The organism is Rathayibacter sp. SW19, from assembly GCF_030866825.1.
GTDB lineage: Bacteria > Actinomycetota > Actinomycetes > Actinomycetales > Microbacteriaceae > Rathayibacter_A > Rathayibacter_A soli.
This window is the reverse complement of record NZ_CP133020.1, coordinates 3,512,633-3,536,336: the sequence shown is the minus strand read 5'-3', so window position 1 is coordinate 3,536,336 and position 23,704 is coordinate 3,512,633. Positions and strand designations below refer to the sequence as shown.

Sequence of the window (23,704 nt, the reverse complement as noted above, 5' to 3'; positions counted from 1 at the left end):
TCCAATGCGACTCCTGCCAATAGGCAGCGCGCCAACACGACATGACCAACGCGAATAAGTGAGACGGAAAGAAGAGCGATAACGATGGGAATCCTGGGAACCGGTATTCAAGAGGGTCTTCTGCTTAAGCCGGTGAAATACCAGTGGGCGATGGACCTTTACGATCAGGCTGTGGCGAATACCTGGTTCCCGAACGAGATTCAACTCGACGCGGACATCGCCGATTTCAAGAAGATGACGGATGAGGAACGGCACGCCATCACGTTCCTGATGAGTTACTTCAACCCGAACGAGCTGCTCGTCAACAAGGCGCTCGCGTTCGGCGTCTATCCATACTTGAACGCTGCGGAGGCGCACCTCTATCTGGCCAAGCAGATGTGGGAGGAAGCCAACCACTGCATGTCGTTCGAGTACGTGCTTGAGACCTTCCCGATCGATCGCAACGCCGCGTACAACTCCCACATCGACGTGCCGTCGATGGCCCGCAAAGAGGAGTTCGAGTTCAAATTCATCAAGCGGATGACCGAGGAGAAGCTCGACATCACCACGACGGCCGGCAAGCAGGACTTCGTGCGCAACCTGATCGCGTACAACGTGATCCTGGAGGGCATCTGGTTCTACTCAGGGTTCATGGTGGCGCTGTCGTTCCGCCAGCGGAACCTCCTGCGCAACTTCGGTTCCTTGATAGACTGGATCGTGCGCGACGAATCTCTGCACCTGAAGTTCGGTATCAACCTCATCCTCACCGTGCTCGACGAAAACCCCGACCTGCAGACTCCCGAGTTCGCGGCGGAGATCAAGCAGATGATTCTCGATGCTGTCGAAATGGAAGAGCAGTACAACAAAGACCTGCTGCCCGGAGGCATCCTCGGGCTGAACGCCAACTACATCAACCAGTATGTGAAGTACCTGGCGGACCGACGCTTGGAAGAGCTCGGATTCGAGGCACAATATAAGGTGGCTAACCCGGCCAAATGGATGGCTACTGCGAACGACACCTACGAACTGGTCAACTTCTTCGAGTCGATCAACACGTCGTATGAGTCGAACGCGAAGGCGACGATCTCGCCAAAGAAATAGTGGCCTGCGCATTCTTGCGCCGGTGGTGCGATTTTCACCATCTGCGCACGATTTCGTAACGAATCCCTGAATCTTCGACAGATTTCTGCGCTTATTAGGCTTGCGCGCACATTATCGGCACAGCGCTGGGGTAAGCTCCTTTTCACCCGCAATCACGTGTGCCTCAAGGATGAGGAAAGGAAACAGACAATGCGAAATAAGTATGCCGTTCCGGCGATACTCGCAGTAGCAGCACTGCTTTTGACCGGCTGTGTGAACAACGAGGGGACTGGGTCGGGGTCGAGCACCACCGCCGCGGCATCCGGAACCAAGGATGCGTCGATCGCAGCGCTTCTGCCCGACTCGGTCAAGACGTCGGGAACCCTCCAGGTCGGCGTTGACGCGACGTACCCGCCGAACGAGTACAAGGACTCGAACGGCAATGCGATCGGGTGGGACATCGACCTGTTCAACGCCGTTTCAGCTGTACTCGGTGTTAAGCCGGTGTACAACATCGCCGGATTCGACACGATCATCCCGAACATCACCGGCAAGAAGTACGATGTCGGACTCTCCTCCTTCACTGACACAGCCGAACGTGAGAAGCAGGTCGACTTCGTCAATTACTACTCGGCCGGCATTCTCTGGGCCTCGCAGAAGGGCAAAGACGTCAATCCTGACAACGCGTGCGGCCTGAAGGTCGCCGTCGAGTCCGGTACGACGGAGGAGCAGGACGAGGTTCCGGCCAAGTCGAAGGCGTGCACCGACGCTGGCAAGCCGGCCATCCAGATCCTGAAATTCGACGGCCAAGACCAGGCCACCAACGCTGTCGTGCTCGGCCAGGCGGATGCCATGAGTGCAGACTCGCCGATCACCGACTACGCGATCGCGAAGTCGGGCGGCAAGCTGCAGGTTGCAGGCAAGACATTCGAGGTCGCGCCGTATGGAGTGGCTGTCGACAAGGGGTCCGTGCTCGGCACCGCTATTCAGAAGGCCTTCCAGAAGATCGTCGACAATGGCACTTACACGAAGATCCTCGACAAGTGGGGCGTGCAGGACGGCGCCTTGAAGACAATCACGATTAACGCGACGACTAAGGGCTAATCATGACCTCCCCGGGTCTGAGGGGTCCGGCGACCGGGAACATTCCGGCGCCGGGCCAGTCCGAAGAAGCACAGCCGATCAAAGCGGTCAAACTCCGTCATCCGTGGCGCACCTTGATCGCGATCGTTCTGATCGTCTACTTGGTCGCGTTCATCTGGGACGCCGCACAACGCCACGCGTTCCAGTGGGACATCTTCATCAAGTATCTGTTCGATCAGCGCATCTCGATGGCCGCGCTCACGACAATCGAATTGACCGTGTACTCGATGATCATCGCGATCATCCTTGCTCTGATCCTCGCCGTCATGCGCCTGTCGGACAATCCGGTGTTCCGGAGCGTTTCGTGGATGTACCTGTGGATCTTCCGCGGCACCCCTGTGTACGTGCAGTTGACGTTCTGGGGCTTACTGTCTGTGATCTATCCGACGTTGTCGATCGGGCTGCCGTTCCTGCATCCGCTGCTTGAACTCCCGACGCAGGGCACGCTCAGCTTCTTCACTCTCGCGATCATCGGCCTTGGCTTGAACGAGGCGGCGTATCTCGCGGAGATCGTGCGCGCGGGCATCCTCTCGGTCGATCGCGGTCAGGAAGAGGCTGCGACGGCGCTCGGCATGAGCTGGACGCAGACGATGCGGCGCATCGTCATCCCACAGTCGATGCGGATCATCATTCCGCCGACCGGCAACGAGGTGATCTCGATGCTGAAGACCACATCGTTGGTTACGGCGGTGCCGTTCAGCCTCGACCTGTTCTCACGATCACGGGATATTGCAACGACGCTGTTCGCGCCGATTCCGCTGCTGGTGGTCGCGTCGGTCTGGTATCTGGCGATCACATCTGTGCTGATGATCGGTCAGTACTTCCTGGAGAAGCGCTTCGCCCGCGGTGTGGGTGCTGCGCGACCGGACAAGGGCGACGCGGGCTTGGTGACCGGTGCGGTGCCGACGACGACCTCCCAGATGCAGGTCGAGGCGACCCGCCTCGATGAAGACAAGAGGGACCACCTATGAGCGAGACGACGTCGCGTGACGCCGCAGCGGCGAAGACAACGGTGCCCATGGTCGAGGCAGTGCAGGTCTCCAAGAGCTTCGGTTCCAACCAAGTGCTCAAGAGCATCACCCTGACCGTGCAGCCCGGGGAAGTATTGTGCCTGGTCGGGCCGAGCGGTTCCGGCAAGTCGACGTTTCTGCGGTGCATCAACCATCTCGAAACCGTGAACGCCGGGCGACTGCGCGTCGACGGAACACTGGTCGGCTATCGCGAAAAGGGTGACCGGCTGCATGAGATGCACCCGAAGGAAGCAGCACGACAGCGGCGTGACATCGGCATGGTCTTTCAACGGTTCAATCTGTTCCCGCACATGACCGCGCTCGAGAACGTGATCGAAGCACCGATGCGCGTCAAGAAGGTCAGTAAGTCAAAGGCTGTCGCCCGGGCGAACGATCTGCTGGCACAGGTCGGGCTGGCAGCCAAGACCGGATCGTACCCTGCCCACCTCTCCGGCGGTCAGCAGCAGCGTGTTGCCATCGCCCGGGCCCTCGCCATGGATCCGAAACTGATGCTCTTCGACGAACCGACCAGCGCGCTCGACCCTGAGCTGGTCGGCGAGGTTCTTGACGTGATGAAGAAGCTCGCCGCGACCGGCATGACCATGATCGTGGTCACCCACGAAATGGGTTTCGCGCGTGAGGTCGCCGACTCTCTGGTGTTCATGGACGGGGGCGTCGTCGTGGAGTCCGGGGATCCGCGTGAGGTGCTGACGAACCCGCAGCACCTGCGCACGCAGACCTTCCTGTCGAAGGTGCTCTGACCGGCCTTCGGCCCTTCCCTTCGAGACGGTCGCTGGGCGACCTCCTCAGGACAGGCGGCAAGCTCAGGGACCGCCTTCGGGGGGTTCAGGGACCGGGTCAGAGCCAGTCGTTGCGTCTGAACAGAACGTAAAGGGTGACGGATGCCGCGACGATCAGCCCGTTGGACAGCCAGAATCCCGGCACGGTAGCGATCAAGGGGAAGGCGAGGTTCTGACCGAAGAACCCGGTGATGAGCGTGGGCACGGCGATGATCGCTGCCCAGCTCGTCACCTTCTTCATGATGAGGTTCATCCGATTGCTTTGATTGACCAGATTCGTATCCAGGATCGTGTTGGTCAAGTCACGCAGCGACTCCGACCAGTCGGCCACCCGCAGGGTGTGGTCGTAAACGTCCTGGAAGTACGGCACGAGTTTTGCGGTGATGATGTCGGAGTCGCGCCGCGCCAGCGACCCGACGACCTCGCGCATCGGCAGCGCGAATCGACGCAACTGCATGATGTTCTGGCGCAACCGGAAGGCGCGGCGCTGCACATTGGCGATGTCCGGTTTTTCGGCGAGCACCGCGTCTTCTGCGGCTTCGACCTGTTCGTCGAGCCGTTGCGCTGCAGCGAAGTGACTGTCGACAACGGTGTCGAGCAACCCCCACAGCAGAAAAGCCGGCCCGGCGGATGCCAGTTCCGCTTGGGCGTCCCACCGCTCCAGTACGGCGCGCATCGAGAAATTCGGGTTCTTCCGCACCGTGACCAGACACTGCTTCGTGACGAATGCCGAGATTTCGCGCGGGTCAAGCTGTTCCGGGCCGCCGGTAGGGTCGGCAATGACGTCAAGCGCATACATCGCAAGGAACAGGTGCGTGTCATACCGGTCGAGCTTCGGCCGTTGGTGCTCGTGCACGGCGTCTTCGACGGCAAGCGGATGCAGCGACAATTCTTCCGCGATCTGCGCGAGGTCATCCATTGTGGGGAATTCGTAGTCGAGCCAGATCACCGCATCCGGTTCCATGATGAGGTCGGAGATCTCGCTCGCTGGAAAGCCCTCACGCTCAAGCTTGCCGTTTCGATAAAGCCGGGTACTCGGCATCCGCTTCCCCTCATGTTCTGTAGGCCGGCGGCGATGCCGTCGACGGAAAGCAACAGTAGCGTGTGCAGGTCGTTCTACGTTGTGTTTCCGCACCCGAATGGCTAGGCAAGCACCTTGCTGATGCGCTGGAGCGAGACTGTCTCGGCCGTGCCGAGGTGCTGGGCGAACAGGCCGACGCGTAGCTCTTCGAGCATCCAACGGGCGTGCGTCAGCGCGGGCGAGGAGTGCGGGGCGAGAGGGAGCCGGCCACCGGCATCCGTAAAGCGGGTTGTTGCGGTCTGCACTTCGGTCATCCAGACGCGGTCACGGCCCGGGTTGTCTGCGACCCGTTCGATGCGCCAGGTGATTGCCGCCAGGTAGCGCGGCAGGTGGCGCAGTCGGTCCAGTCCGGTGGCCGAGACGAAGCCCGGATAGACGAGCGCGGCGAGTTGGGCACGGGCATCCGTCAACGCAGGCAGCAGCGACAGGCTCGTGGCAGCCGTCAGTGCCTTGTCCGCGGCCCGGGCGGCCGCCAGGGTGCGGGCGACCAGCGAGACGGTTTCGAACATCGAGTCCATCACAATGCCGGATGCGCGATCCCTGATCATCTCGAACTCCGCCCGCATGAATACCTGCCCATCCGGCTTGACACGGGTGAGAGCGGCGTCGATCACCGCCGTGAGACAGTCATCGAACAGTGCCTTCGTCGTCGGATACGGGCTTGCGGCCAGCGTGAGCTTCTCGGCGGCGGTGAGGTGCTGCTGCACGTACGCGACCGGCGACGGGATCGCGTTCAGTAGCAATCGACGTACCCCACCCGGCAGCGCGCGGGACTGTTCCTCGGGCGTGGCCATCACCCGAATCGACACTGTGCTGCCGGTGTCAACCAAAGTCGGGTACCCGCGAATGATGTTGCGCGGCTGGCCGGGTGCGCTCGCGCCTTTTGGCCGTGGCCCAGGCTGCTCCGTGTCGACGAAGCGCGGTAGTTCGTCGAAGTCCCACGTCGTGAGCCCATCGCGCTCGATCGGGTCCGCAACCCGAGCGGATGCCTCCGCCACCGATTCGCGCACCTGCGTCGCAAGCCTGCGCTGCAGTTCGGTGAGACTCTTGCCGCTGGCGACCGTGCGCCCTCGGTCGCCGATGACGCGGAAAGTCATCAGCAGATGTGAGGGGATCCGGCTCAGGTCGACGTCGTCGCCCGTTGCGAGCGTGCCGGTCAGACGCTTGATCGTCAGCGCGACGGTGTCTGCGAACGAGGGAACAGCGTGCCCGGCGGTGGCATTGCCAGCGCTGCCGGTGGCATTGCCGGCGCCCGGCCCGGAGGACGTGGGCGGGGCATCCGGAAGTTCTGCCATGATGCGGGCAGCCCAGTCCGCCGCGGGAACCACCGTGCGTCGGATTGATTTCGGCAACGCCTTGATCATGGCTGTCACCAGTTCACGGCGTAATCCGGGCACCTGCCAATCGAAGCCGGTCGGGCTCAGCCGGGCGAGCAGAGCCAAGGGCACCTGCACGGTGACGCCGTCGTCATCCGACCCGGGCTCGAACCGATAGTTGAGGGCGAGTCGCTGGTCGCCCTGCTGCCACACGGTCGGGAACTCGCGTTCGTCGATGTCGGGAGCGGCCGTGCGCTCGGAGCGCAGCGCATCCTCGGTCATTGTGAGCAGCCGCGGAGATTCGACGCGCGCGTCGCGCCACCACGTCTCGAACGTGCGGGCGGAGACGACATCGGCGGGCACGTGGCGATCGTAGAATTCGAACACGGCCTCGTCATCGTCGAGAATGTCGCGCCGGCGCGTTCGCTCCTCCAGTTCCGACAATTTCGCGAGCAGGCGCCGGTTCGTCCGATCGAAATCGAACGCTCGGTCACGGCCGCGGTCGGTTGGCCAGTCGCCTTCGACCAGGCCATGCCGAATGAACAGCTCACGCGAGAGTTCAGCATCCACACGGGCATATTGGATGCGCCGCCGCGGAATGATCGGCACTCCGTAGAGCGTCACCCGCTCGTATGCAACCGCCGCGCCCTGATTCTTCTCCCAGTGCGGCTCGCCGTAACTGCGCTTGCACAGGTCTCCGGCGATCGGTTCTGCCCAGGCGGGGTCGATCGCGGCGTTCATTCGGGCGAACAGGCGACTGGTCTCAACGAGTTCGGCGCTCATCAGTGCTGCAGGCTGCTTCTTCGCCAAGGTCGAGCCGGGGAAGATCACGAACCGCGCCTGCCGGGCACCGACATAGTCCTTCTTCTGCGTGTCTTTGATGCCGATGTGCGAGAGCAGACCCGCAAGTAGCGACCGATGGATGCCATCGGGATTCACGGATGCCTCACCCACCGTCAGCCCGAGCGGCTTGGCTTGGCGGCGCAGCTGCCGGTAGACGTCCTGCCATTCCCGCACCCGCAGATAGTTGAGGTACTCGGCCTTGCACAGGCGACGGAACGCACTGGAGGAGAGTTCTTTCTGCTTGAGCTCGAGATAGTTCCACAGATTCAGCAGGGTGAGGAAGTCACTGGTCGGATCGGCGAACCGCGCATGCTGCTGATCGGCCTGTGCGCGGCGTTCGAGCGGGCGCTCTCGTGGGTCTTGAATGGTGAGTCCTGCGACGATCGCCACCACCTCGCGACTGGTCGAGTGCCGTTTCGACTCGATCACCATCCGCCCGAACCGTGGATCGATCGGCAATTTTGCCAGATCGCGTCCGATCCGCGTCAGGCGCGGGCCACTCGCTGATCGAGTAGCGCGCGAGGAACGAGCACGCGTATCGAGATCTGGTGACGCGGTGTCTATGCCGGTCTCGATACGGGTCTCGATACGGGTCTCGATACGCTCGCTAGCGCTCGCTACTCGACCACCGTCTTCAGCGCTCGCTACTCGACCACCACCTTCAGCGCTCGATACGGTTCCTGAGGAGGCCGCCTGCGGCCGTCTCGAAGGGCGACCACCGGAGGGTTGCAGGGCACCGAGTTCCGCGAGCAGGTCGAGACCATCTTTGATGCCGCGCGCATCCGGCGGGGTCAGGAACGGAAACGCTGCGATTTCGCCGAGGTCGAGCGAGATCATCTGCAGAATGACCGCGGCGAGGTTTGTGCGCAACACTTCGGGCTCTGTGAATTCCGGCCGGCGTTCGAAGTCCTCTTGCGAATACAGGCGGATGGCGATGCCGTCGCTCGTTCGACCGCTCCGGCCGGATCGTTGACTGGCGGACGCCTGGGAGATGGCCTCGATCGGCAGCCGCTGCACCTTGGCCCGCACGCTATAGCGAGAAATGCGCGCGGTGCCCGCATCGATCACATAACGGATGCCGGGGACCGTCAGACTCGTCTCGGCCACGTTCGTTGCGAGCACGATGCGACGCCGGATGCCCGCGGATTCCGACGGCTGGAACACACGGTGCTGATCCGCCGCGGACAGGCGGCCATACAGTGGCAGCACCTCGGTCGTGTCGGCCGCGCGAGTGTTCGCGAGGTGACCGCGGATGGCTTCTTCCGCGTCGCGGATCTCGTTCTGGCCGGAGAGGAAGACCAGCACATCGCCGCTGGACTCGCGCGCGAGCTCGTCGAGCGCATCCGTGATGCCGGTGAGATAGTCATGCGCGACGACTTCGCTGGTCGAGTAGCGAGCGCCAGCGAGCGTATCGAGACCCCCATCGCGACCTCGAGCGCCGGACCTGCCTGGAGCCCGGTCTCGATACGCGGGCTCGCTGCGCTCGCGCGCTACTCGACCAGCGAATTCGTCATCGGGGTCGTCGGTTGGCTCGTCCGGCACGAGTGGCCGGTAGCGAATCTCGACCGGGAAGGTACGACCGGAGACCTCCACGATCGGGGCGGGGGTGCCATCCGCTGCGGCGAAGTGCGCGGCGAAACTTTCTGGGTCGATGGTCGCAGAGGTGACGATGACCTTGAGATCAGGGCGCTTCGGCAACAACTGCTTGAGATAGCCGAGCAGAAAGTCGATGTTCAGGCTGCGTTCGTGCGCTTCGTCGATGATGATCGTGTCGTAGGCGGTCAGCATCCGATCGCGATGCATTTCATTGAGCAGGATGCCGTCCGTCATCAGCTTGATGCGCGTCTTCGCCCCGACATGGTCGGTGAACCGCACCTGGTAGCCGACGAGCCCGCCGACCGTATCGCCGAGCTCTTCCGCGATGCGTTCGGCGATAGTGCGGGCCGCGATCCGGCGCGGCTGGGTGTGCCCGATCGAGGTGCGGCCGAGCTCGAGGCAGATCTTGGGCAGCTGGGTGGTCTTGCCCGACCCGGTCTCGCCGGCGACGATCACGACTTGATTGTCGCGGATGACGCGCCCGATCTCCTCCCGCAGCTGGCTGACCGGCAACTCGGGTGGGTAGGTGACCGCGATCGGGGCGGATTCGGCGGTGGAAGACATGAGCCCTCTATCGTACGGCAGGCTGCGGTGTTGGGTCTCGCGGGGTCTCGATACGCCCGCGCGCTGGGCTCGCGTGCTACTCGACCACCAGTAGCGCTGGTCGAGTAGCGAGCGCCTGTCTCAGAGCTTGTCGAAGGGCGAGCGTATCAAGACCCGTATCGTGACCCGTAACGATACGGCTGCGCCCGGCATACCGATTCGACAGCGTGAACGGCGCGCGCCACACTGTTCCAGTGAAGTTTCGCCAGTCGCCCGCGGTCAAGATCGGAATGTCGATCGCGATTGCGACAGGACTGTACGGCGTGTCGTTCGGCGCGCTCGGCGTCGCGGCCGGGTTGACGTTCTGGCAGACGACGGTATTGAGCCTGCTCTTGTTCTCAGGTGGCTCGCAGTTCGCATTCATCGGCGTGATCGCGGGCGGTGGAGGTGGCGCAGCTGCGTTCGGATCTGCCGCGCTGCTCGGCATCCGCAACGCGGTCTACGGGATGCAGCTGAATGCGTTCCTGCGCCCATCCGGGTGGCGAAGGATCATCGCAGCACACGTGACGATCGACGAGTCGATGGCGACGGCAACCGGCCAAAGCGATCCGCTCGAACAGAAACGCGGATTCTGGGTCGCCGGCCTCGGCATCTTCGTGCTGTGGAACGTGTTCACCGTACTCGGGGCGTTGCTCGGCGGAGCGCTGGGCGATCCGAAGGCGTGGGGTTTGGACGGTGCTGCCGTCGCTGCTTTCCTCGGGCTGTTGTGGCCGCGGTTGCGCGCGAAGGAACCGGTGGCGATCGCGGTCGTGTGTGCGCTTGCAACAGTGCTCGCGGTGCCGTTCGTGCCACCAGGGGTGCCGATCCTGGTGGCGGCGGTCGTCGCCGGCATCTGGGGTTGGTTCAGTCGTGGCCCGGCAGAAGAGGGCCTTGAGCCAGATGTTGAGCCGTATCCACATGGTGCAGTGTCACGTGAGCCTGGCGTCGATCCGGGTGAAGCTGGCTCCGATCTCGGCGAGAAGGGGCGCTGATGTCAACGTGGATCTGGGTGATCGCGGCGTGCGTTGTCGCGTTCGCGACCAAGTTGGTCGGCTATCTGGTGCCGGCGAAAGTCCTGAAGAGCAAGCGGATGTCCCGAGTCGCCGGCACGCTCACGATCGGTCTGCTTGCCTCGCTCACGATTGTGAACGCGGTTGCCAGTGGGACGCAGGTGACGTTCGATGCGCGAATCGGTGCGTTGGTCGCTGCCGCGATTGCGTTGCTGTTGCGCGCACCGTTCCTCGTGGTGGTGATTGTCGGTGCGCTTGCGGCGGCGCTGTTGCGCCTCGCCGGCCTGCCGTAGGCGGTCTGCGGTTCCGGCGGCCCGTGCCGGCGGTCTGCGGTGGCCTGTGTCGGCGTCGGGCGCTGCGATCGATTAGAGCCAATCACCGCGCGCCAATCAACACTTGCTCGGTTAGCCTTCATGACATCAACCGACTTTGCGGTCTTGCCACCACGCTGCTTTGCTCCGAAGTCGAATGGGCTGCCGTTCGTCCCCGCGCGGGGGTACCAGCCAGTAGACGGAGCCCTCCCGCCGAATCCTCCAATGTTGATTGTGAATCAGCATGTGGTGGTAACGGCATAAAAGTATGCCGGAAGCGATGTCGGTGCGGCCGTGGTGTTCGTGCCAGTGGTCAATATGGTGAGCTTCCGCATAAGAGGGCGGTCGATCGCAGTCGGGGTGCATGCAGCCGCCATCACGGATGGCGAGGGCGACTCGCTGTTTCGCTGTGAAGAGGCGTTGCTCCCGACCGACATCGAGAGGGTTACCATTCTGGTCGAAGGTGACATCTCGTGTCCCCACGTCGCAGAGCAGGCGTTCGATCATCGCAGGCGGAACGGCTTCCCCGGTGTCTTCGAGATAGCCCGTGCCGGTCACGTTGCCTTCGAGGTCGTGCTTGTCCAATTCCGTTTTCGTGATGACGACGCGCAGACCCGGCTGTCGTGAGCCGAATCCAGTTGAAGGGTCCGCGACAGCGCCCGCCCGCAAGACATCCATCAGAAGGTCGAACACCAGCTGATCGTTCGTGCGAGGATCGTCGCGAAGCTTTTCGGCGGCGTCGGCTTCTGCTTTGTCGACGAATCGGGGACCACCACGTCGGGGACGCATCCCGGCACTGACAATGGTGTCCATCCAGGCGGCCGACTCATCATCGAACTCGATCCACGCCGTGCGCACACCATCCGCCTTGCGGCCGAAACGCCATTTGCGTGCCGCGTATCGTCTCTCCGCGCGTTCAGTGACTCCTGCCGGGTCCAATCGATCGCGCAACAAGCGGGCCCGCCTGGTCAGAGCGTCAGTATTCATGCTTGCGGCATCCACCAGCAGTTCTTCTGCTGCTGCACGCAGCACATCGCTGTCGCAATCGTCGTTGGGCAGGCCCAGGCCGCGGATCATCGCTTCTGCTGCGGGTGCGGTGAGCATACGCTCTGCTACTGCCCGGGTTATCGGCTCGAACCAGGGAAGTTCGATCACGGATGCTGTCATGGACGACTGCCCGCACCCATCGCCGGGATCCGCAGTTGAATCTCCGTCAAGATCCCGATCCGGCGCGGTCCCGTTCGTTTCGTCGAGGGTGTCGGCATCCGGTGTCTTGTCTATCGTCGGCGTTTGCTCAGCGGCGTCGATGAGTCGAGTTGCCGCGTCTGCTTCACCCATTGCTTCGCCGAGCCGAACCTGACGCGCTGCCTCGACGCGGGATGACCCTGTGATTGATTGGACCAAATCCACCGGCGATCGCTGACCCAGCCGTGCGGCCAGACCGGAGTAGCCGAGCTCGCGGTCCGATCGACTTGCGATGACTCCGGCACCCGCGGCGATAATGGCGTCGGCTTCGGAACGCATTGCAGCGGCGGCCGCTACCAAGGACTGCACCCCATCATCGTCGAATCGGGACACCAATGTGGGGACGGAGTCCGCCACGTCAGGCAGCTCATGCGCGGCAAGCAAGTCAGACACCCGGAGGGCGCTTTCTTGAACTTGCTGCGATATCAATGCCATAGATCGATCTTACCATTTTTAGTTGATAGTTTCTATGTCTAGGTACGTATTGATCCTACTAATTCGTAGATGTGTTCGACATTATGGTGTTTCGAGAACTTGGGTCGAGTGGTCGCATTCGGATCACGTTGCGACCAGGGGGAACCGCGTCGCAGCCGAGCGGGCGTTGTAGAGACACGCCGGCTCGAGCCTCCGCCTTCACGAATGGGATCGACAGCTTGCTTGACCACGGCGGCGGCCTGCTCCACGGGAAGCCGTTGCGTACCCAATACTTGTAGCCGCAGACCAGTTCGCGAACATCGAAGACTGCCGCACGGAGGTCTCGCGCGTGGCGCTGCGGCGATGCGGCGCACCCAGGATGTGCCCGTGATCCCACGAGCGTTGCGTGCGGGTATCCACGAGCACGCACCTGCCCGCTTCCTGGGCGTGCCGCACCGCGACAGTGTCGATCTCGTAGGCGAGGTTGGCGTCCCAGTAAGCGAGGATGTCTGTACGCGGCACCTCCGTCACCACACGACCCTCACGATCTGGCCGACAGCCCGCCGCTTGCCAGCACAGCGGCGAGCAGCGGCAACTGGGACTCGTCCTCCAGTGCAGAGCCGACCGCGACGACGCGAGCTCCGGCGTTCAGAAAACTCTGCGCATTGGCGGCGTTCATACCTCCGGTAGCGACGAAGGTCGCTTGTGGGAACGGTCCGTGCATCGCTGTGAGCCAACTTGTTCCGAGAACGGATGCGGGGAACGCCTTGAGCCAGGTCAGACCTTCTTTGAGTGCCAGTTGCACCTCAGTGGCGGTCCCGACACCGGGCATCGGCGGCAACCCCGCCTTGGCGGATGCTCGCACCACCTCGAGGTCGAACCCGGGGCTCACAGTGAACCCTGCGCCCGCCTCGAGCGCAGCCGCCACTTGCTCGACGGAGATCACGGTGCCTGCGCCGACGAACTTTCCCCGCTCACGTGCGGCGGCGGCGACGGCGCGAAGCGCGGCGACATCATCCGCCGTCTGAATGGGCACCTCGACGACGTCGATGCCCAGGTTCCACGCGGTAGTCGCCACCGCAAGGCTGCGCTGCGAGCCCATGCCGCGCATGATCGCCATGAGCGGTGCCGCACTGAAGATTTCGCTGAACTGCGAGTTGTCGAGCATCGTGGTACTAGACCTTCCCTGTCGTTGGTTCGCCTGTCGTTGGTTCGCCTGCTGTTGATTCGCTGATGAAGTCGCTCGTTGAAAGCAGCACCAGGCGGGCGCGCTTGTGCCCGGACTGCAGCCGGTCCATCGCAGCCTCGCCGCGCAGCAGGCTTGCGAGATACCCAGCCGCGAAAGCGTCGCCTGCACCCACCGCTTCGACGACATCCGTTGGAATCGCCGGCGCAAAGACGCTGCTGCCGTCCGCGAACTCCGTGGCGCCGACGCTGCCGTCTTTGACGACGAGTCGGTCGGGATGCGGGAGCAGCCCGCGCACGTCGTCTGCGGTGTCGCAGCCCCACAGGGCATGCGCCTCGTCGAGCCCCACGAACACGAGGTCGGCCCGGTTGGCCAGCGAGAGCAGCGGGGCGGCAGCAGCGCCATCCGCCCAAAGCGCCGGCCGGTAGTTCACGTCGAAGCTCAGGACGGTACCAGCTCCCGCAACTCGTTCGAACACCGCGTCGACCAGCGCGGCACAACTCTCTGACAGCGCCGGCGTGATTCCAGACAAATGGACGACTTCGGCGCTTTCGACGGGGATGCTCGCGACCGTATCCGCGTTCATTCCGGATGCCGCCGACCCCCGGCGATAGTAAAGCACGCCGTGTCCGGGATCCTTGAAGTACACGCCGGTGGGTGCACTTCGATCGAATGTGACCCAGCGCATGTCGACGCCGTGACCCCCGACGAATCGGCAAATGCGATGCCCGAGCACGTCGTCACCCAGGGCGCTTACCCAGGCGGTTGCGATGCCGACGTGAGCAAGATGGGACGCCACGTTCGATTCCGCACCGCCGGCGTGTAGGCGCAGCTCGTGCGCAGTGGCCAACGACTCGGCGCTCGCCGGGGCGACCAGGGCCATCGTTTCGCCGATGGTGATCACGCGAGGGATTGTCTGAACGGGCACAGCCCAACTATGCGCACATTGTGTGCTAGCTGCAATTCGCGTTGCAATAGTTGCACATGTGAGAGGATCAGAACGTGCGAATAGTGCTGTTCGGGGGAACCGTTGTCGACCCCACCGGAATGCGACGTGCTGATGTCGCGGTCGATGGCGACACCATTGCCGAGGTCGGCCATGTCGTCGCCCGGTCCGACGACCACATCATCGACTGCCGTGGCCGCTTCGTGCTGCCCGGGTTCGTCGACGCACACTCGCACGCTGACGGCCTGCTGGCCGACGATGACGTGCAGCGCTCCCTTCTCAAGCAGGGCGTGACCAGTGTGATCACAGGTCAAGATGGTGTCTCCTACGCGCCCGGTGACGGTGCATACGCATCCGACTATTTCGCGGCTATCAACGGGGCGCATCCGACCTATTCCGGCGGTGGCGTTGCAGAGCTCCTCGCGGCGGTCGACGGGCGCTCCCGACTGAACGCCGCGTATCTCGTTCCGGCGGGAACGGTGCGCTGGGAGGTCTGCGGGCGCTCAAGCGCACCGGCACGCCCGGCCCAGCGTGAAGCCATGGCTTCCCTCGTCGAGCAAGGGATGCGCGACGGCGCCGTCGGTCTCTCAACCGGCCTCGACTACGTACCCGGCATCTTCGCCGACGCCGACGAGATCGCAGCGCTCTGTGAGCCGGTCGCACGGGCCGGCGGCGTCTACGTCACGCACATGCGCGGCGGCTATGAGTCCAATTCTGCTGCACGTGTCGAAGAGATCGTGCGCATCGCGCGAGTGTGCGGTGTAGCTATCCACGTTTCACACTTCCACGCCGACGCCCCGATCGTGCTCGAGCAGCTCGACGTGCTGCACCGTGCCGGCATCGATGCGACGTTCGACGCCTACCCGTACATCCGCGGCTGCACCCTGCTCGCGATGCCGCTGCTGCCACCGGAACTGAGGCTGCTGCCCCCCGACACAGTCGTCGACACGATCAACGAGCCTGCCGAACGCATCCGGTTGCGTCGTGATTGGTTCCCGAAAGTCGCACAGAACGCGAGCCTCGGGCCCGACTGGCCCGCCATGATCGCGCTCGCCCACATCGCTGCGCCTGAACTCTCCTGGGCTCACGGGCTCACCGTTGCGGATGCCGCGGCCCAAGCGGGCACCGACGCCATCGATTTCGTGCTGGACGTTCTCGCCGCTTCCCGACTGCAGGTCAATGCCGTCATGGCGGTGCGGCACGAACGCCCTGTCGAGGAACTGGCGCGCATCTTCGCGCATCCTGAGCACATGGGCGGCTCCGACGGCATCTTCATCGGTGCACACCCGCATCCGCGCAGCCGCGGCACATTCGCACGCTACCTGCGCGAGTACGTTCGTGAGACGGGCACGTGGTCGTGGCCGGATGCCGCCCAGCACTTGGCTGCGTCGCCCGCTTCGCGCTTCGCTCTTGGGCGCCGTGGCGAGGTCGCACCCGGCTGGGTCGCAGATCTCATCGTCGTCGATCCATTGACGTTCTCCGACACGGCCAGCTATGAAGAACCGATGCAGGATGCCGTCGGCATCGACGACGTGCTGGTGGCAGGCATCCCCGTGCTTGCCGGCGGTGTGCTGAGCGCCTGCACCCCAGGTCGCGGTCTGCGGCGCGAGAATGTGGCACTGCGCGAGCGTGTTGCGCAGCGCAGCCGCGCAGAAGGGTAGTGCAGCAATGTCGCAGAGCGTGAAGCGGGCGGCGAACATCGTCGACTCAATTGCGGCCGAGCCGAAGTCAGTGGCGCAACTTGCTGAAGAGTTCGCGCTGCACCGCTCGACGATGTTCAGGGAGCTACAGGCGCTTGAGGAGGTCGGTTACGTTCGCCGGCGCAAAGACGGAACCTACGCGCTAGCGTTCCGCCTGGTTGCGCTCGGCCAATCAGCCCTGGAGGGCCTCGATCTGCGCCAGGCGGCCTTTGCCAGCGTGCGGAGGCTGCACGAACGCGTCGGCAATACAGTGCATGTGGCGGCGCTCATGGACGATTCGATCATCTACGTCGACAAGGTTGAAGACGCCAGCGGTTTGCGAATGTACTCGCGGGTCGGTTCCCCGGTGCGCCCGCACTGCAGCGCCGTGGGCAAGGCGATTCTCGCCTATCTCGGCACGGCGCAGCGTGATGCAGTGCTCGCGGGGAGCGACTGGAAGAAATACACAGACTCAACGATTACAACTCCAGCGGCACTCGCCGTCGAACTGCGCACGGTCGCTGAGCAAGGCTGGGCTGCGGATCGTGGCGAGTTCGAAGACTTCATTAACTGTGTGGCCGTGCCCATCATGGTGTCCTCGCACGTGGTCGGCGCTCTCTCGATCACGGCGATCCGCATGGTGCAGAACCTTGAACAGCTTCTGCCCCACGTTCCGCTGATGCAGGGGACGGCCGCGGCGATTTCCCGAGAACTCGGGTAGCAGCCCGAGAACTCGGGTATTAGCCCGAGAACTCGGGTAGCGGCCCGAGCGGATGCCCGAACCACTACCCGAAAGCCAGCCTCGTACGACCTGCCCTCTACGCCCCGCTCAGTTCCCTGCCGGGATGGCCGCGACGACGTCGATCTCGACCCGGATTCCCGCGAGCTGGGACCCGACGGTGGTGCGCACCGGGTAGGGCTTCGTGAAGAACTCCTCGTAGGCGCTGTTGAACTCTGCAAAGTCCGCCAGGTCGGCCAGGTGCACCGTCGTCTTGACGCAGTCGTCCATACTGAGCCCGCGTTCGGCCAGCACCGCATGCACGTTGCGCAGCACCTGCCGGGTCTGCTCGGCCACGGTGTCGGCGACGGCTCCATCGGCTGCAGGGTCCTGTGGGCCGAACCCGGCCGTGTAGAGGAATCCGTTCACCTCGATGCCTTGACTGTATGGGCCGGCCGGTTGCGGTGCGTTCTCGGTGTAGACGGCGCTTTTCGTCATGAATGCTTCTCCTTCTGGTCGATATCAGGCGAGCGTGTGTAGTCGCCCGAGGCTCATTCCATGAGCGTAGCCCGGACTCGATTTTCCCGTTCCGTGCGTTCGTTCTGAAGTGCAGGTCGTTAGTGCGGTTCCGACCCTCGCCGACCAAAGCTGGAGGTTGGTCGCCGAGCGATCTGGCGCTGTAACGTAGGTCTTATCGATCCCGAACCCGAGGATCGTTCGAGTCAGCTCTTTCGAGTCAGTTGTTCGAGTCAATGAAGACGGAGAACCCCATGTCCAGTCACGGTTTCGCCACCATGTCGGTTGCATCGATTCTTGCCGAAACGGCACATCGCCTTCCCGACAACATCGCGCTGATCTTCGGCGAACAGCAGATCGACTACCGCACCCTCTGGGATGAGACCCGGGCGTATGCCGGAGCGCTGCGCGAACGCGGTATCGGGCCCGGGGATGCCGTCGCCGTGCTCATTCCGAACGTTCCGGACTTTCCGCGCGCGTACTTCGCAATTCTCTCGCTGGGTGCCATCGTCGTGCCGATCCACGCCTTGTTGAAGGCCGAAGAGATCGACTACGTGCTGAAGGACAGCGGCTCAAAACTGCTGATCTGTGCCGCGCCGCTGCTCGGCGAGGGCGCGAAGGGCGCGGCGATGGCCGGCGTGCCGGCACTGAGCGTGCTGGTCCCCGACGAGATGCTTGAGCAAGTTCCCGTTCCGCGCCTCGAAGATGCGGCGCGTACTGCGACGCCGATCGACACGTATGTGCCGCGCGATCCACTCGACACCGCCACGATTCTGTACACCAGCGGCACCACAGGCAAGCCGAAAGGCGCCGAAGGCTGCCACTTCGCACTCGTCGAGCAGGTCAACACCATGTTGATCGGCACAATCGACCTGACGCCGGAAGACCGCGTTCTCGGTTGCCTGCCACTGTTCCACACCTTCGGCCAGACCTGCGTCATGAACATCGGCTTCCGGGTCGGGCTCGCGGTCGTGCTCCTGCCGAAATTCGACGGGGCATCCGCTCTGGCCTTGCTGAACAAGCACAAGTGCACGATCATGACGGGCGTGCCCACCATGTACATCGGCTTGCTCGAGGCGGCAAAGGCCAACCCCGAACGACCGCCGCTGCGTTATGGGCTCTCCGGTGGTTCGGCGATCCCGCTTGCCGTGATCGAGCGCATGAAGGAGGTCTACGGCATCGTCGTGCACGAAGGATATGGACTGACCGAGACCTCCCCGGTCGCCACCTTCAACCATCGCGGCGTACCGACCCGTCCGGGCACCGTCGGCCAGCCGATCTGGGGCGTCGACGTCGAGATCGCGGATGCCGAACTCGAGGGGAGCATCCGCCTCCTGCCGCGTGAGGAGCTCGGCGAGATCGTCATCCGAGGGCACAACCTGATGAAGGGTTATCTCAACCGGCCCGACGCGGATGCCGAGGCAATGGTCGATGGCTGGTTCCGCACCGGCGACCTCGGCACGAAGAGCGACGACGACTACATCACCATCGTCGACCGCAAGAAGGACATGATCCTGCGCAACGGCTACAACGTGTATCCGCGCGAGGTCGAGGAAGTACTGTCAACGCATCCGAGCGTGTCGATGGTCGCGGTGTTCGGTGTCAGGCACGAGACGCACGGCCAGGAAATCATGGCAGCGGTCACGCTGATGCCGGGCTCGGAGGCGACGGCCGATGAACTGATCGCGTTCGTGCAGGAGCACGTCGCAGCGTACAAGTACCCTCGCCGCATCGAGATCGTTGAGACGCTGCCGATCGGGCCGAGCGGCAAAGTGCTCAAGCGCGAACTCGTCGCACAATACAACGTGTAGTCAGTCCGCCGGTCGAGCGATGCCCTGAGGAGGCCGCCCGCGACCGTCTCGAAGGGTAGCCCGCGAGCTTTCGGTCCCTGAGCGAAGCCGAAGGGCGAGCACGCGTATCGGGACCTCTGCAGATCGGCTCGCGGGGTCTCGATACAGTCGCTGGCGCTCCTTACTCGACCACCGGTATCGTCGGTCGTCTAGCCCGCGAGCTTTCGGTCCCTGAGCGGAGCGGCGAGCAGACGTATCGGGACCTCTGCAGATCGGCTCGCGGGGTCTCGATACAGTCGCTAGCGCTCCTTACTCGACCACCGGTATCGTCGGTCGTCTTGCCCGCGAGCTTTCGGTCCCTGAGCGGGGCCGAAGGGCGAGCAGGCGTATCGGGACCTCTGCAGGTCGGCTCGCGGGGTCTCGATACAGTCGCTAGCGCTCCTTACTCGACCGGCGCTACTTTCGGTCGGCCTAGGCTGGAGGCATGACTTCTTCGACCGCAGTTCCCACGATGGCGCTCAACAACGGCACGCACATTCCGCAGCTCGGCTTCGGCGTCTTCCGCGTCGACCCCGCCGAGACGCAGCGCGTTGTCTCCGACGCGCTCGCGGTCGGCTACCGGCACATCGACACGGCCGCGGGATACAACAACGAGAGCGGCGTCGGCGACGCGCTCGCGGCATCCGGAATCGCTCGGGGTGAGCTGTTCATCACGGCCAAATTGCAGAACAGCGACCAGTCGAACGCGGCGAGTGCCTTCCAGACCAGCCTGGACAAGCTCGGGCTCGAGAGCGTCGATCTGTACCTGATCCACTGGCCGATGCCAGAGCGGGACACGTTCGTGCAGGCCTGGAGGGCGCTCATCGAGATCGCACAGTCTGGCAGGGCGAAGGCGATCGGCGTCTCCAACTTCATGGTGCCGCACCTGGAACGGATCATCGACGAGACCGGTGTGACGCTCGCCGTCAACCAGGTCGAACTGCATGTGGACTTTCAGCAGGCTGAACTGCGCGGCTTCGACCTGAATCACGGCATCGCGACCGAGGCGTGGGGGCCTCTGGGGCAGGGCAAGATCAACCAGTCACCCGAACTGAAGGCGATTGCGGATGCCCACGGCAAGTCCGTCGCGCAGACGATTCTGCGTTGGCACATCCAACTCGGCACCGTTGCCATTCCGAAGTCAAACAATCGTGGGCGCATGGCTGAGAACTTCGACATCTTCGATTTCGAGCTGACGGATGCCGAACTGGTCACGATCGCAGCGCTGGACCGCGGCGAGGCGGGGCGAGGCGGATCGCATCCGCTCGCGGTGAACTAGCTCGCTCTGAACCAGTTCGGCAGGTTCGTTCGCGAGCGCAAGAATCGGACGAACGATCATGTCAGCAATCGGATGCGTCAAGTGCGGGCTGGCAACGTGGAGCAACCTGAAGAGATGACAACTGACTCGATCGCAACGATCACCGGGCCAGCCAGCGAACCAGTCACGAGGTCGGTCAGCGAGCCAGGCTCCGGTGCGACCGGCCCGGGTGCCCGTCAATCCGGGGCGTCATGGCTGGGCGTCGTTGCACTCATGATCGGCGTATTCGCTCTCGTGACGAGCGAATTCCTGCCGGCCAGCCTGCTCTCGCCGATCGCATCCGGGTTGGGGATCAGCGAAGGAACCGCCGGTCAGGCCGTCACAGCGACGGCACTTGTCGGCATCTTCGCTGGGCCGGCGATCGGACCCCTGTTCCCGCGGCTCGACCGACGGATGCTGCTGGTCGGCTTGGCCGTGCTGGCTACGGTCTCCAATGTGCTCGTCGCGCTCGCTCCGGCGTTCTGGTTGCTGGTGGTTGCCCGCCTGCTTCTGGGCGTCGCCATTGCCGGGTTCTGGTCGATGGCGCTTGCAGTAGCTGCACAGCTCGTCCCGCCGGCGCGCCTCGGGCGGGCGATGATGGTCGTCAACACCGGGGTTTCCGTCGCTACTGTCGCCGCAGTGCCCCTCGGTGCCTATCTGGGCTCGCTGTGGGACTGGCGCACCGTGTTTCTGCTGACGGCGGGGTTGACCCTCATTGCGGCGGTCGCTCAGGTCGTTTCGTTACCGCGGATCGCGCCAGCCGAAGTGTCCGGGCCGCGCACACTCCTCGACACACTTTCTTCCCCAGTGATGATCATGGGCTTGGTCGGAATCGTCTTGCTGGTCGGAGGGCACTTCAACAGTTTCACGTACATCCGATTGGGTGCAGGCGAGATCCCGGGACTGAACGCCGGAGGGCTTGCCCTACTGCTTGCGGTGTTCGGAGTCGGTGGATTCTTCGGCAACATCGCCGCCGGCATTGTGGCAGACCGCTGGCTGCGCCTCGCTCTCGTCGGGTTGCCGCTCCTGCTCGGTGCAGCGGTCATCACCTTCGCGCTCCTGCCGAGTGTCGTGCCGATTGCTTTCGCGGCGGCCGTCGTGTGGGGCTTCGCGTTCGGCGGCATACCCACGACGATGCAAACCTGGGCTGCGCGGGTAGAACCCGACCGGATGGAGGCGGCCGGCGGCCTCGTTGTTTCTGGATTTCAGCTGGCCATCACGCTCGGCGCGGCGATCGGAGGGTTGCTCGTCGACGGCGCAGGAGTGACCGATACATTCATCATCGGTGGAATCGCCGCCGTGCTCGGCGGAGTCGTGCTCGGCTTCTCGCGCCAGCGTGGATGAGGGGCGGTGCCGGCCTTACGATGCGGGCTGCAGCGCGAGCTGTGCAGCTGATTGCCTGCGCCACGCGGCCGGGCTCGCACCGCTGTGCCGCCGGAACGCGCGGCTGAACGCGGCCTCAGAACCGTAACCGAGCCGCAGCGCGGCCTCGGCCACGCTCACGTGGTCGCGGGACAGAAGCTCTTTACCGCGCTCCATGCGCAGGCTCGCCAGATAGCGTGCGGGAGAGTCGCCGACAAGCATCCGGAATCGCTCGGCGAACACGGAACGTGACGTGCGCGCGATGCCTGCGAGGCTCGCGACGGTCCAGCGCTCGCCTGGGTTGCTGTGCATGGCCGCGATGGCTCGCGCGATGTACGGATCCTGTACGCTCACCAGCCACTGATCGGGTGCGCACCCGTTTTCGACCCACGCGCGCACGGCCGCAGACGCGATGATCGTTGCAATGCGGCTGCCCATCACCGCCATGCCTGGCCGCACCTCGCCGAACTCCCGTGACAGTCCGTCGGCAAGAGAGGCGATGTGAGGCTCGCGCAGGAACAACCCGCATGCGACGAGCACTTCAGGCAGCGCAGCAATGAGCGGATGCGCGGCGGTCGAGACCAAACCCAACCCGCCGGATGCGATGACCGCGGCACCGCACGCGCGAACTTGATACGTTCCGACCCGTGGTAGCAGCAGGAAGTCGCCGCCGGCCAGCACGATGGGCTCGCCTGCACCGGTCACCTCGACCGTACCCGAGACGACGTAATGGAATCGCACGCCGTTGCCCGCGATGATGATCGTGCGCGACGCGGCCAGTTCTGCACGCCGAAAGTCGAGCAGCGTCCATTCCAGCCGAGCGAGAAAACGTTCGAGATCGTCCACGGTGCCGGGCACAGCCGGAGGACGCGCAGACAGCGGGTCCGCATGCGTTTGGTAGGTGGCTGCCACGACGCTCATGTGTGAGAGAACCGGGGCGCCGGGTTGTGCATTCCCGGGTTGTGCAGTCCCGCGCTGCGCGCACGGTATGGATGCTGCCGCAGTGGATCCGGACAACCCTGATCGCGTCTTTCATTTGACCGCCGCGTTCATTGCGAACCGGGCTGCGGTGAACCGATCAGCACGTGACGCAAGTCTTACGTTGTGTTGCGGGCGCGCTGGCGTGGGCGCGTGATGCCGCCTAGCGTCGAGACATGGCCGAATCCACCACTGCACGCCCGCTCAAAGTCGTCGCCGTTTCCGGCAGCCTGCACGCGCCGTCTAAGACGACTGCGCTCGTGCGCGAAATCCTCGCAGCCTTCGGGCGTGAGTTGTCGATCGAAGCGCACATCATTCAGGTGAACGACATCGGCCCGGAATTCGCTGGAGCGCTTCGGCGTGACCAGCTGCCGGCATCCGTCGAGGACGAACTGCAGCGCATCGAGAGCGCCGACCTGCTCGTCGTCGCCAGTCCGGTCTATCGCGCATCGTTCACGGGTTTGTTCAAGCACCTGTTTGACTTCGTCGGCCAGTATGCCCTCGTCGACACGCCGGTGCTGTTGGCTGCGACCGGCGGCAGCGACCGGCACGCGTTGATCATCGAGCACCAGTTCCGGCCGCTATTCGGCTTCTTCCAGGCGCTCACGCTGCCAATCGGCGTGTACGCCAACGACTCGGACTTCACCAGTCACGCGGTCACGAGCCTGGACCTGCACGAGCGCATCGATCTGGCCGTCGCCCGCGCGATTCCACTGATCCGGGTCAACGTGGCAGAGGCCGAGTCGATCGAGCGGTCGCTGCTGGGGCAGTAGGCGCACGCAG

19 protein-coding genes are annotated in these 23,704 nt (G+C 63.8%); 12 read left to right on the top strand and 7 right to left on the bottom strand.

Translation table 11 applies throughout. The features are described 5' to 3' along the window. Positions 1-84: 84 nt before the first annotated feature. From QU604_RS16530 to QU604_RS16515, 4 genes are all read left to right on the top strand, one after another. Positions 85-1,080 carry a ribonucleotide-diphosphate reductase subunit beta gene (locus QU604_RS16530; RefSeq protein WP_308465710.1) on the top strand — a complete coding sequence of 332 codons (996 nt, stop codon included), beginning with the start codon at positions 85-87 and terminating at the stop codon, positions 1,078-1,080. 189 nt (positions 1,081-1,269) lie between these two features. Then, positions 1,270-2,163, top strand: a complete 894-nt coding sequence (locus QU604_RS16525; protein WP_308465709.1) for an ABC transporter substrate-binding protein — start codon at positions 1,270-1,272, stop codon at positions 2,161-2,163. A 2-nt stretch (positions 2,164-2,165) separates the two neighbouring features. Then, a complete protein-coding gene (locus QU604_RS16520; protein WP_308465708.1) occupies positions 2,166-3,173 on the top strand; it encodes an amino acid ABC transporter permease in 1,008 nt (335 codons plus the stop codon). Then, on the top strand, positions 3,170-3,973 hold the full coding sequence (locus tag QU604_RS16515; protein ID WP_457852539.1) for an amino acid ABC transporter ATP-binding protein: 804 nt from the start codon (positions 3,170-3,172) through the stop codon (positions 3,971-3,973). Before QU604_RS16520 ends, QU604_RS16515 begins: the two co-directional genes overlap by 4 nt. Positions 3,974-4,070: 97 nt before the next feature. Here QU604_RS16515 and QU604_RS16510 read toward each other — a convergent pair whose 3' ends face one another. After that, entirely contained in the window at positions 4,071-5,054 is a 984-nt protein-coding gene (locus QU604_RS16510) for a magnesium transporter CorA family protein (RefSeq protein ID WP_308465707.1), read from the bottom strand. Positions 5,055-5,155: 101 nt separating this feature from the next. Further along, complete coding sequence (gene hrpA / locus QU604_RS16505) at positions 5,156-9,412, bottom strand: ATP-dependent RNA helicase HrpA (RefSeq protein WP_308465706.1); 4,257 nt, start codon at positions 9,410-9,412, stop codon at positions 5,156-5,158. 269 nt (positions 9,413-9,681) lie between these two features. Here hrpA and QU604_RS16500 point away from each other — a divergent pair, with 269 nt between their 5' ends. Together QU604_RS16500 and QU604_RS16495 are read left to right on the top strand one after the other, a co-directional pair. After that, positions 9,682-10,422: an AzlC family ABC transporter permease gene (locus QU604_RS16500; protein WP_308468949.1), complete on the top strand. Its 741-nt coding sequence runs from the start codon at positions 9,682-9,684 to the stop codon at positions 10,420-10,422. Then, positions 10,422-10,733: an AzlD domain-containing protein gene (locus QU604_RS16495; protein ID WP_308465705.1), complete on the top strand. Its 312-nt coding sequence runs from the start codon at positions 10,422-10,424 to the stop codon at positions 10,731-10,733. Before QU604_RS16500 ends, QU604_RS16495 begins: the two co-directional genes overlap by 1 nt. Before the next feature lie 126 nt (positions 10,734-10,859). Here QU604_RS16495 and QU604_RS16490 read toward each other — a convergent pair whose 3' ends face one another. The 3 genes from QU604_RS16490 to QU604_RS16480 all read right to left on the bottom strand — a co-directional run bounded on the left by QU604_RS16490 (position 10,860) and on the right by QU604_RS16480 (position 14,524). Further along, entirely contained in the window at positions 10,860-12,431 is a 1,572-nt protein-coding gene (locus tag QU604_RS16490; protein WP_308465704.1) for a DUF222 domain-containing protein, read from the bottom strand. Between the two features lie 520 nt (positions 12,432-12,951). Next, positions 12,952-13,578, bottom strand: coding sequence for a bifunctional 4-hydroxy-2-oxoglutarate aldolase/2-dehydro-3-deoxy-phosphogluconate aldolase (locus QU604_RS16485; protein WP_308465703.1), 627 nt, complete (start codon positions 13,576-13,578; stop codon positions 12,952-12,954). A 7-nt stretch (positions 13,579-13,585) separates the two neighbouring features. Further along, positions 13,586-14,524: a sugar kinase gene (locus QU604_RS16480; protein ID WP_308465702.1), complete on the bottom strand. Its 939-nt coding sequence runs from the start codon at positions 14,522-14,524 to the stop codon at positions 13,586-13,588. 74 nt (positions 14,525-14,598) lie between these two features. Here QU604_RS16480 and QU604_RS16475 point away from each other — a divergent pair, with 74 nt between their 5' ends. Together QU604_RS16475 and QU604_RS16470 are read left to right on the top strand one after the other, a co-directional pair. Next, the gene (locus QU604_RS16475) at positions 14,599-16,203 is read left to right on the top strand and encodes an N-acyl-D-amino-acid deacylase family protein (protein ID WP_308465701.1); all 1,605 of its coding nucleotides are present in this window, start codon (positions 14,599-14,601) and stop codon (positions 16,201-16,203) included. Positions 16,204-16,210: 7 nt separating this feature from the next. After that, positions 16,211-16,942, top strand: a complete 732-nt coding sequence (locus QU604_RS16470; protein ID WP_308465700.1) for an IclR family transcriptional regulator — start codon at positions 16,211-16,213, stop codon at positions 16,940-16,942. 108 nt (positions 16,943-17,050) lie between these two features. Here QU604_RS16470 and QU604_RS16465 read toward each other — a convergent pair whose 3' ends face one another. Then, positions 17,051-17,437: a RidA family protein gene (locus tag QU604_RS16465; protein ID WP_308465699.1), complete on the bottom strand. Its 387-nt coding sequence runs from the start codon at positions 17,435-17,437 to the stop codon at positions 17,051-17,053. 272 nt (positions 17,438-17,709) lie between these two features. Between QU604_RS16465 and QU604_RS16460 the strand changes: the two genes are divergently transcribed. From QU604_RS16460 to QU604_RS16450, 3 genes are all read left to right on the top strand, one after another. After that, positions 17,710-19,266, top strand: a complete 1,557-nt coding sequence (locus tag QU604_RS16460; protein ID WP_308465698.1) for a long-chain-fatty-acid--CoA ligase — start codon at positions 17,710-17,712, stop codon at positions 19,264-19,266. Between the two features lie 463 nt (positions 19,267-19,729). Further along, positions 19,730-20,563, top strand: a complete 834-nt coding sequence (locus QU604_RS16455; RefSeq protein ID WP_308465697.1) for an aldo/keto reductase — start codon at positions 19,730-19,732, stop codon at positions 20,561-20,563. Positions 20,564-20,677: 114 nt separating this feature from the next. After that, positions 20,678-21,925, top strand: coding sequence for an MFS transporter (locus QU604_RS16450; RefSeq protein ID WP_308465696.1), 1,248 nt, complete (start codon positions 20,678-20,680; stop codon positions 21,923-21,925). A 15-nt stretch (positions 21,926-21,940) separates the two neighbouring features. Here QU604_RS16450 and QU604_RS16445 read toward each other — a convergent pair whose 3' ends face one another. Further along, positions 21,941-22,864, bottom strand: a complete 924-nt coding sequence (locus tag QU604_RS16445) for an AraC family transcriptional regulator (protein ID WP_308465695.1) — start codon at positions 22,862-22,864, stop codon at positions 21,941-21,943. Positions 22,865-23,097: 233 nt separating this feature from the next. Between QU604_RS16445 and msuE the strand changes: the two genes are divergently transcribed. After that, the gene (gene msuE, locus QU604_RS16440; RefSeq protein WP_308465694.1) at positions 23,098-23,694 is read left to right on the top strand and encodes an FMN reductase; all 597 of its coding nucleotides are present in this window, start codon (positions 23,098-23,100) and stop codon (positions 23,692-23,694) included. Positions 23,695-23,704 lie beyond the last annotated feature (10 nt).

Coding starts and splice junctions, on each gene's coding strand:
- QU604_RS16530 (WP_308465710.1), top strand. CDS start 85: ATGGGAATCCTGGGAACCGGTATTCAAGAGGGTCTTCTGCTTAAGCCG.
- QU604_RS16525 (WP_308465709.1), top strand. CDS start 1,270: ATGCGAAATAAGTATGCCGTTCCGGCGATACTCGCAGTAGCAGCACTG.
- QU604_RS16520 (WP_308465708.1), top strand. CDS start 2,166: ATGACCTCCCCGGGTCTGAGGGGTCCGGCGACCGGGAACATTCCGGCG.
- QU604_RS16515 (WP_457852539.1), top strand. CDS start 3,170: ATGAGCGAGACGACGTCGCGTGACGCCGCAGCGGCGAAGACAACGGTG.
- QU604_RS16510 (WP_308465707.1), bottom strand. CDS start 5,054: ATGCCGAGTACCCGGCTTTATCGAAACGGCAAGCTTGAGCGTGAGGGC.
- hrpA (WP_308465706.1), bottom strand. CDS start 9,412: ATGTCTTCCACCGCCGAATCCGCCCCGATCGCGGTCACCTACCCACCC.
- QU604_RS16500 (WP_308468949.1), top strand. CDS start 9,682: ATGTCGATCGCGATTGCGACAGGACTGTACGGCGTGTCGTTCGGCGCG.
- QU604_RS16495 (WP_308465705.1), top strand. CDS start 10,422: ATGTCAACGTGGATCTGGGTGATCGCGGCGTGCGTTGTCGCGTTCGCG.
- QU604_RS16490 (WP_308465704.1), bottom strand. CDS start 12,431: ATGGCATTGATATCGCAGCAAGTTCAAGAAAGCGCCCTCCGGGTGTCT.
- QU604_RS16485 (WP_308465703.1), bottom strand. CDS start 13,578: ATGCTCGACAACTCGCAGTTCAGCGAAATCTTCAGTGCGGCACCGCTC.
- QU604_RS16470 (WP_308465700.1), top strand. CDS start 16,211: ATGTCGCAGAGCGTGAAGCGGGCGGCGAACATCGTCGACTCAATTGCG.
- QU604_RS16465 (WP_308465699.1), bottom strand. CDS start 17,437: ATGACGAAAAGCGCCGTCTACACCGAGAACGCACCGCAACCGGCCGGC.
- QU604_RS16460 (WP_308465698.1), top strand. CDS start 17,710: ATGTCCAGTCACGGTTTCGCCACCATGTCGGTTGCATCGATTCTTGCC.
- QU604_RS16455 (WP_308465697.1), top strand. CDS start 19,730: ATGACTTCTTCGACCGCAGTTCCCACGATGGCGCTCAACAACGGCACG.
- QU604_RS16450 (WP_308465696.1), top strand. CDS start 20,678: ATGACAACTGACTCGATCGCAACGATCACCGGGCCAGCCAGCGAACCA.
- QU604_RS16445 (WP_308465695.1), bottom strand. CDS start 22,864: ATGAGCGTCGTGGCAGCCACCTACCAAACGCATGCGGACCCGCTGTCT.
- msuE (WP_308465694.1), top strand. CDS start 23,098: ATGGCCGAATCCACCACTGCACGCCCGCTCAAAGTCGTCGCCGTTTCC.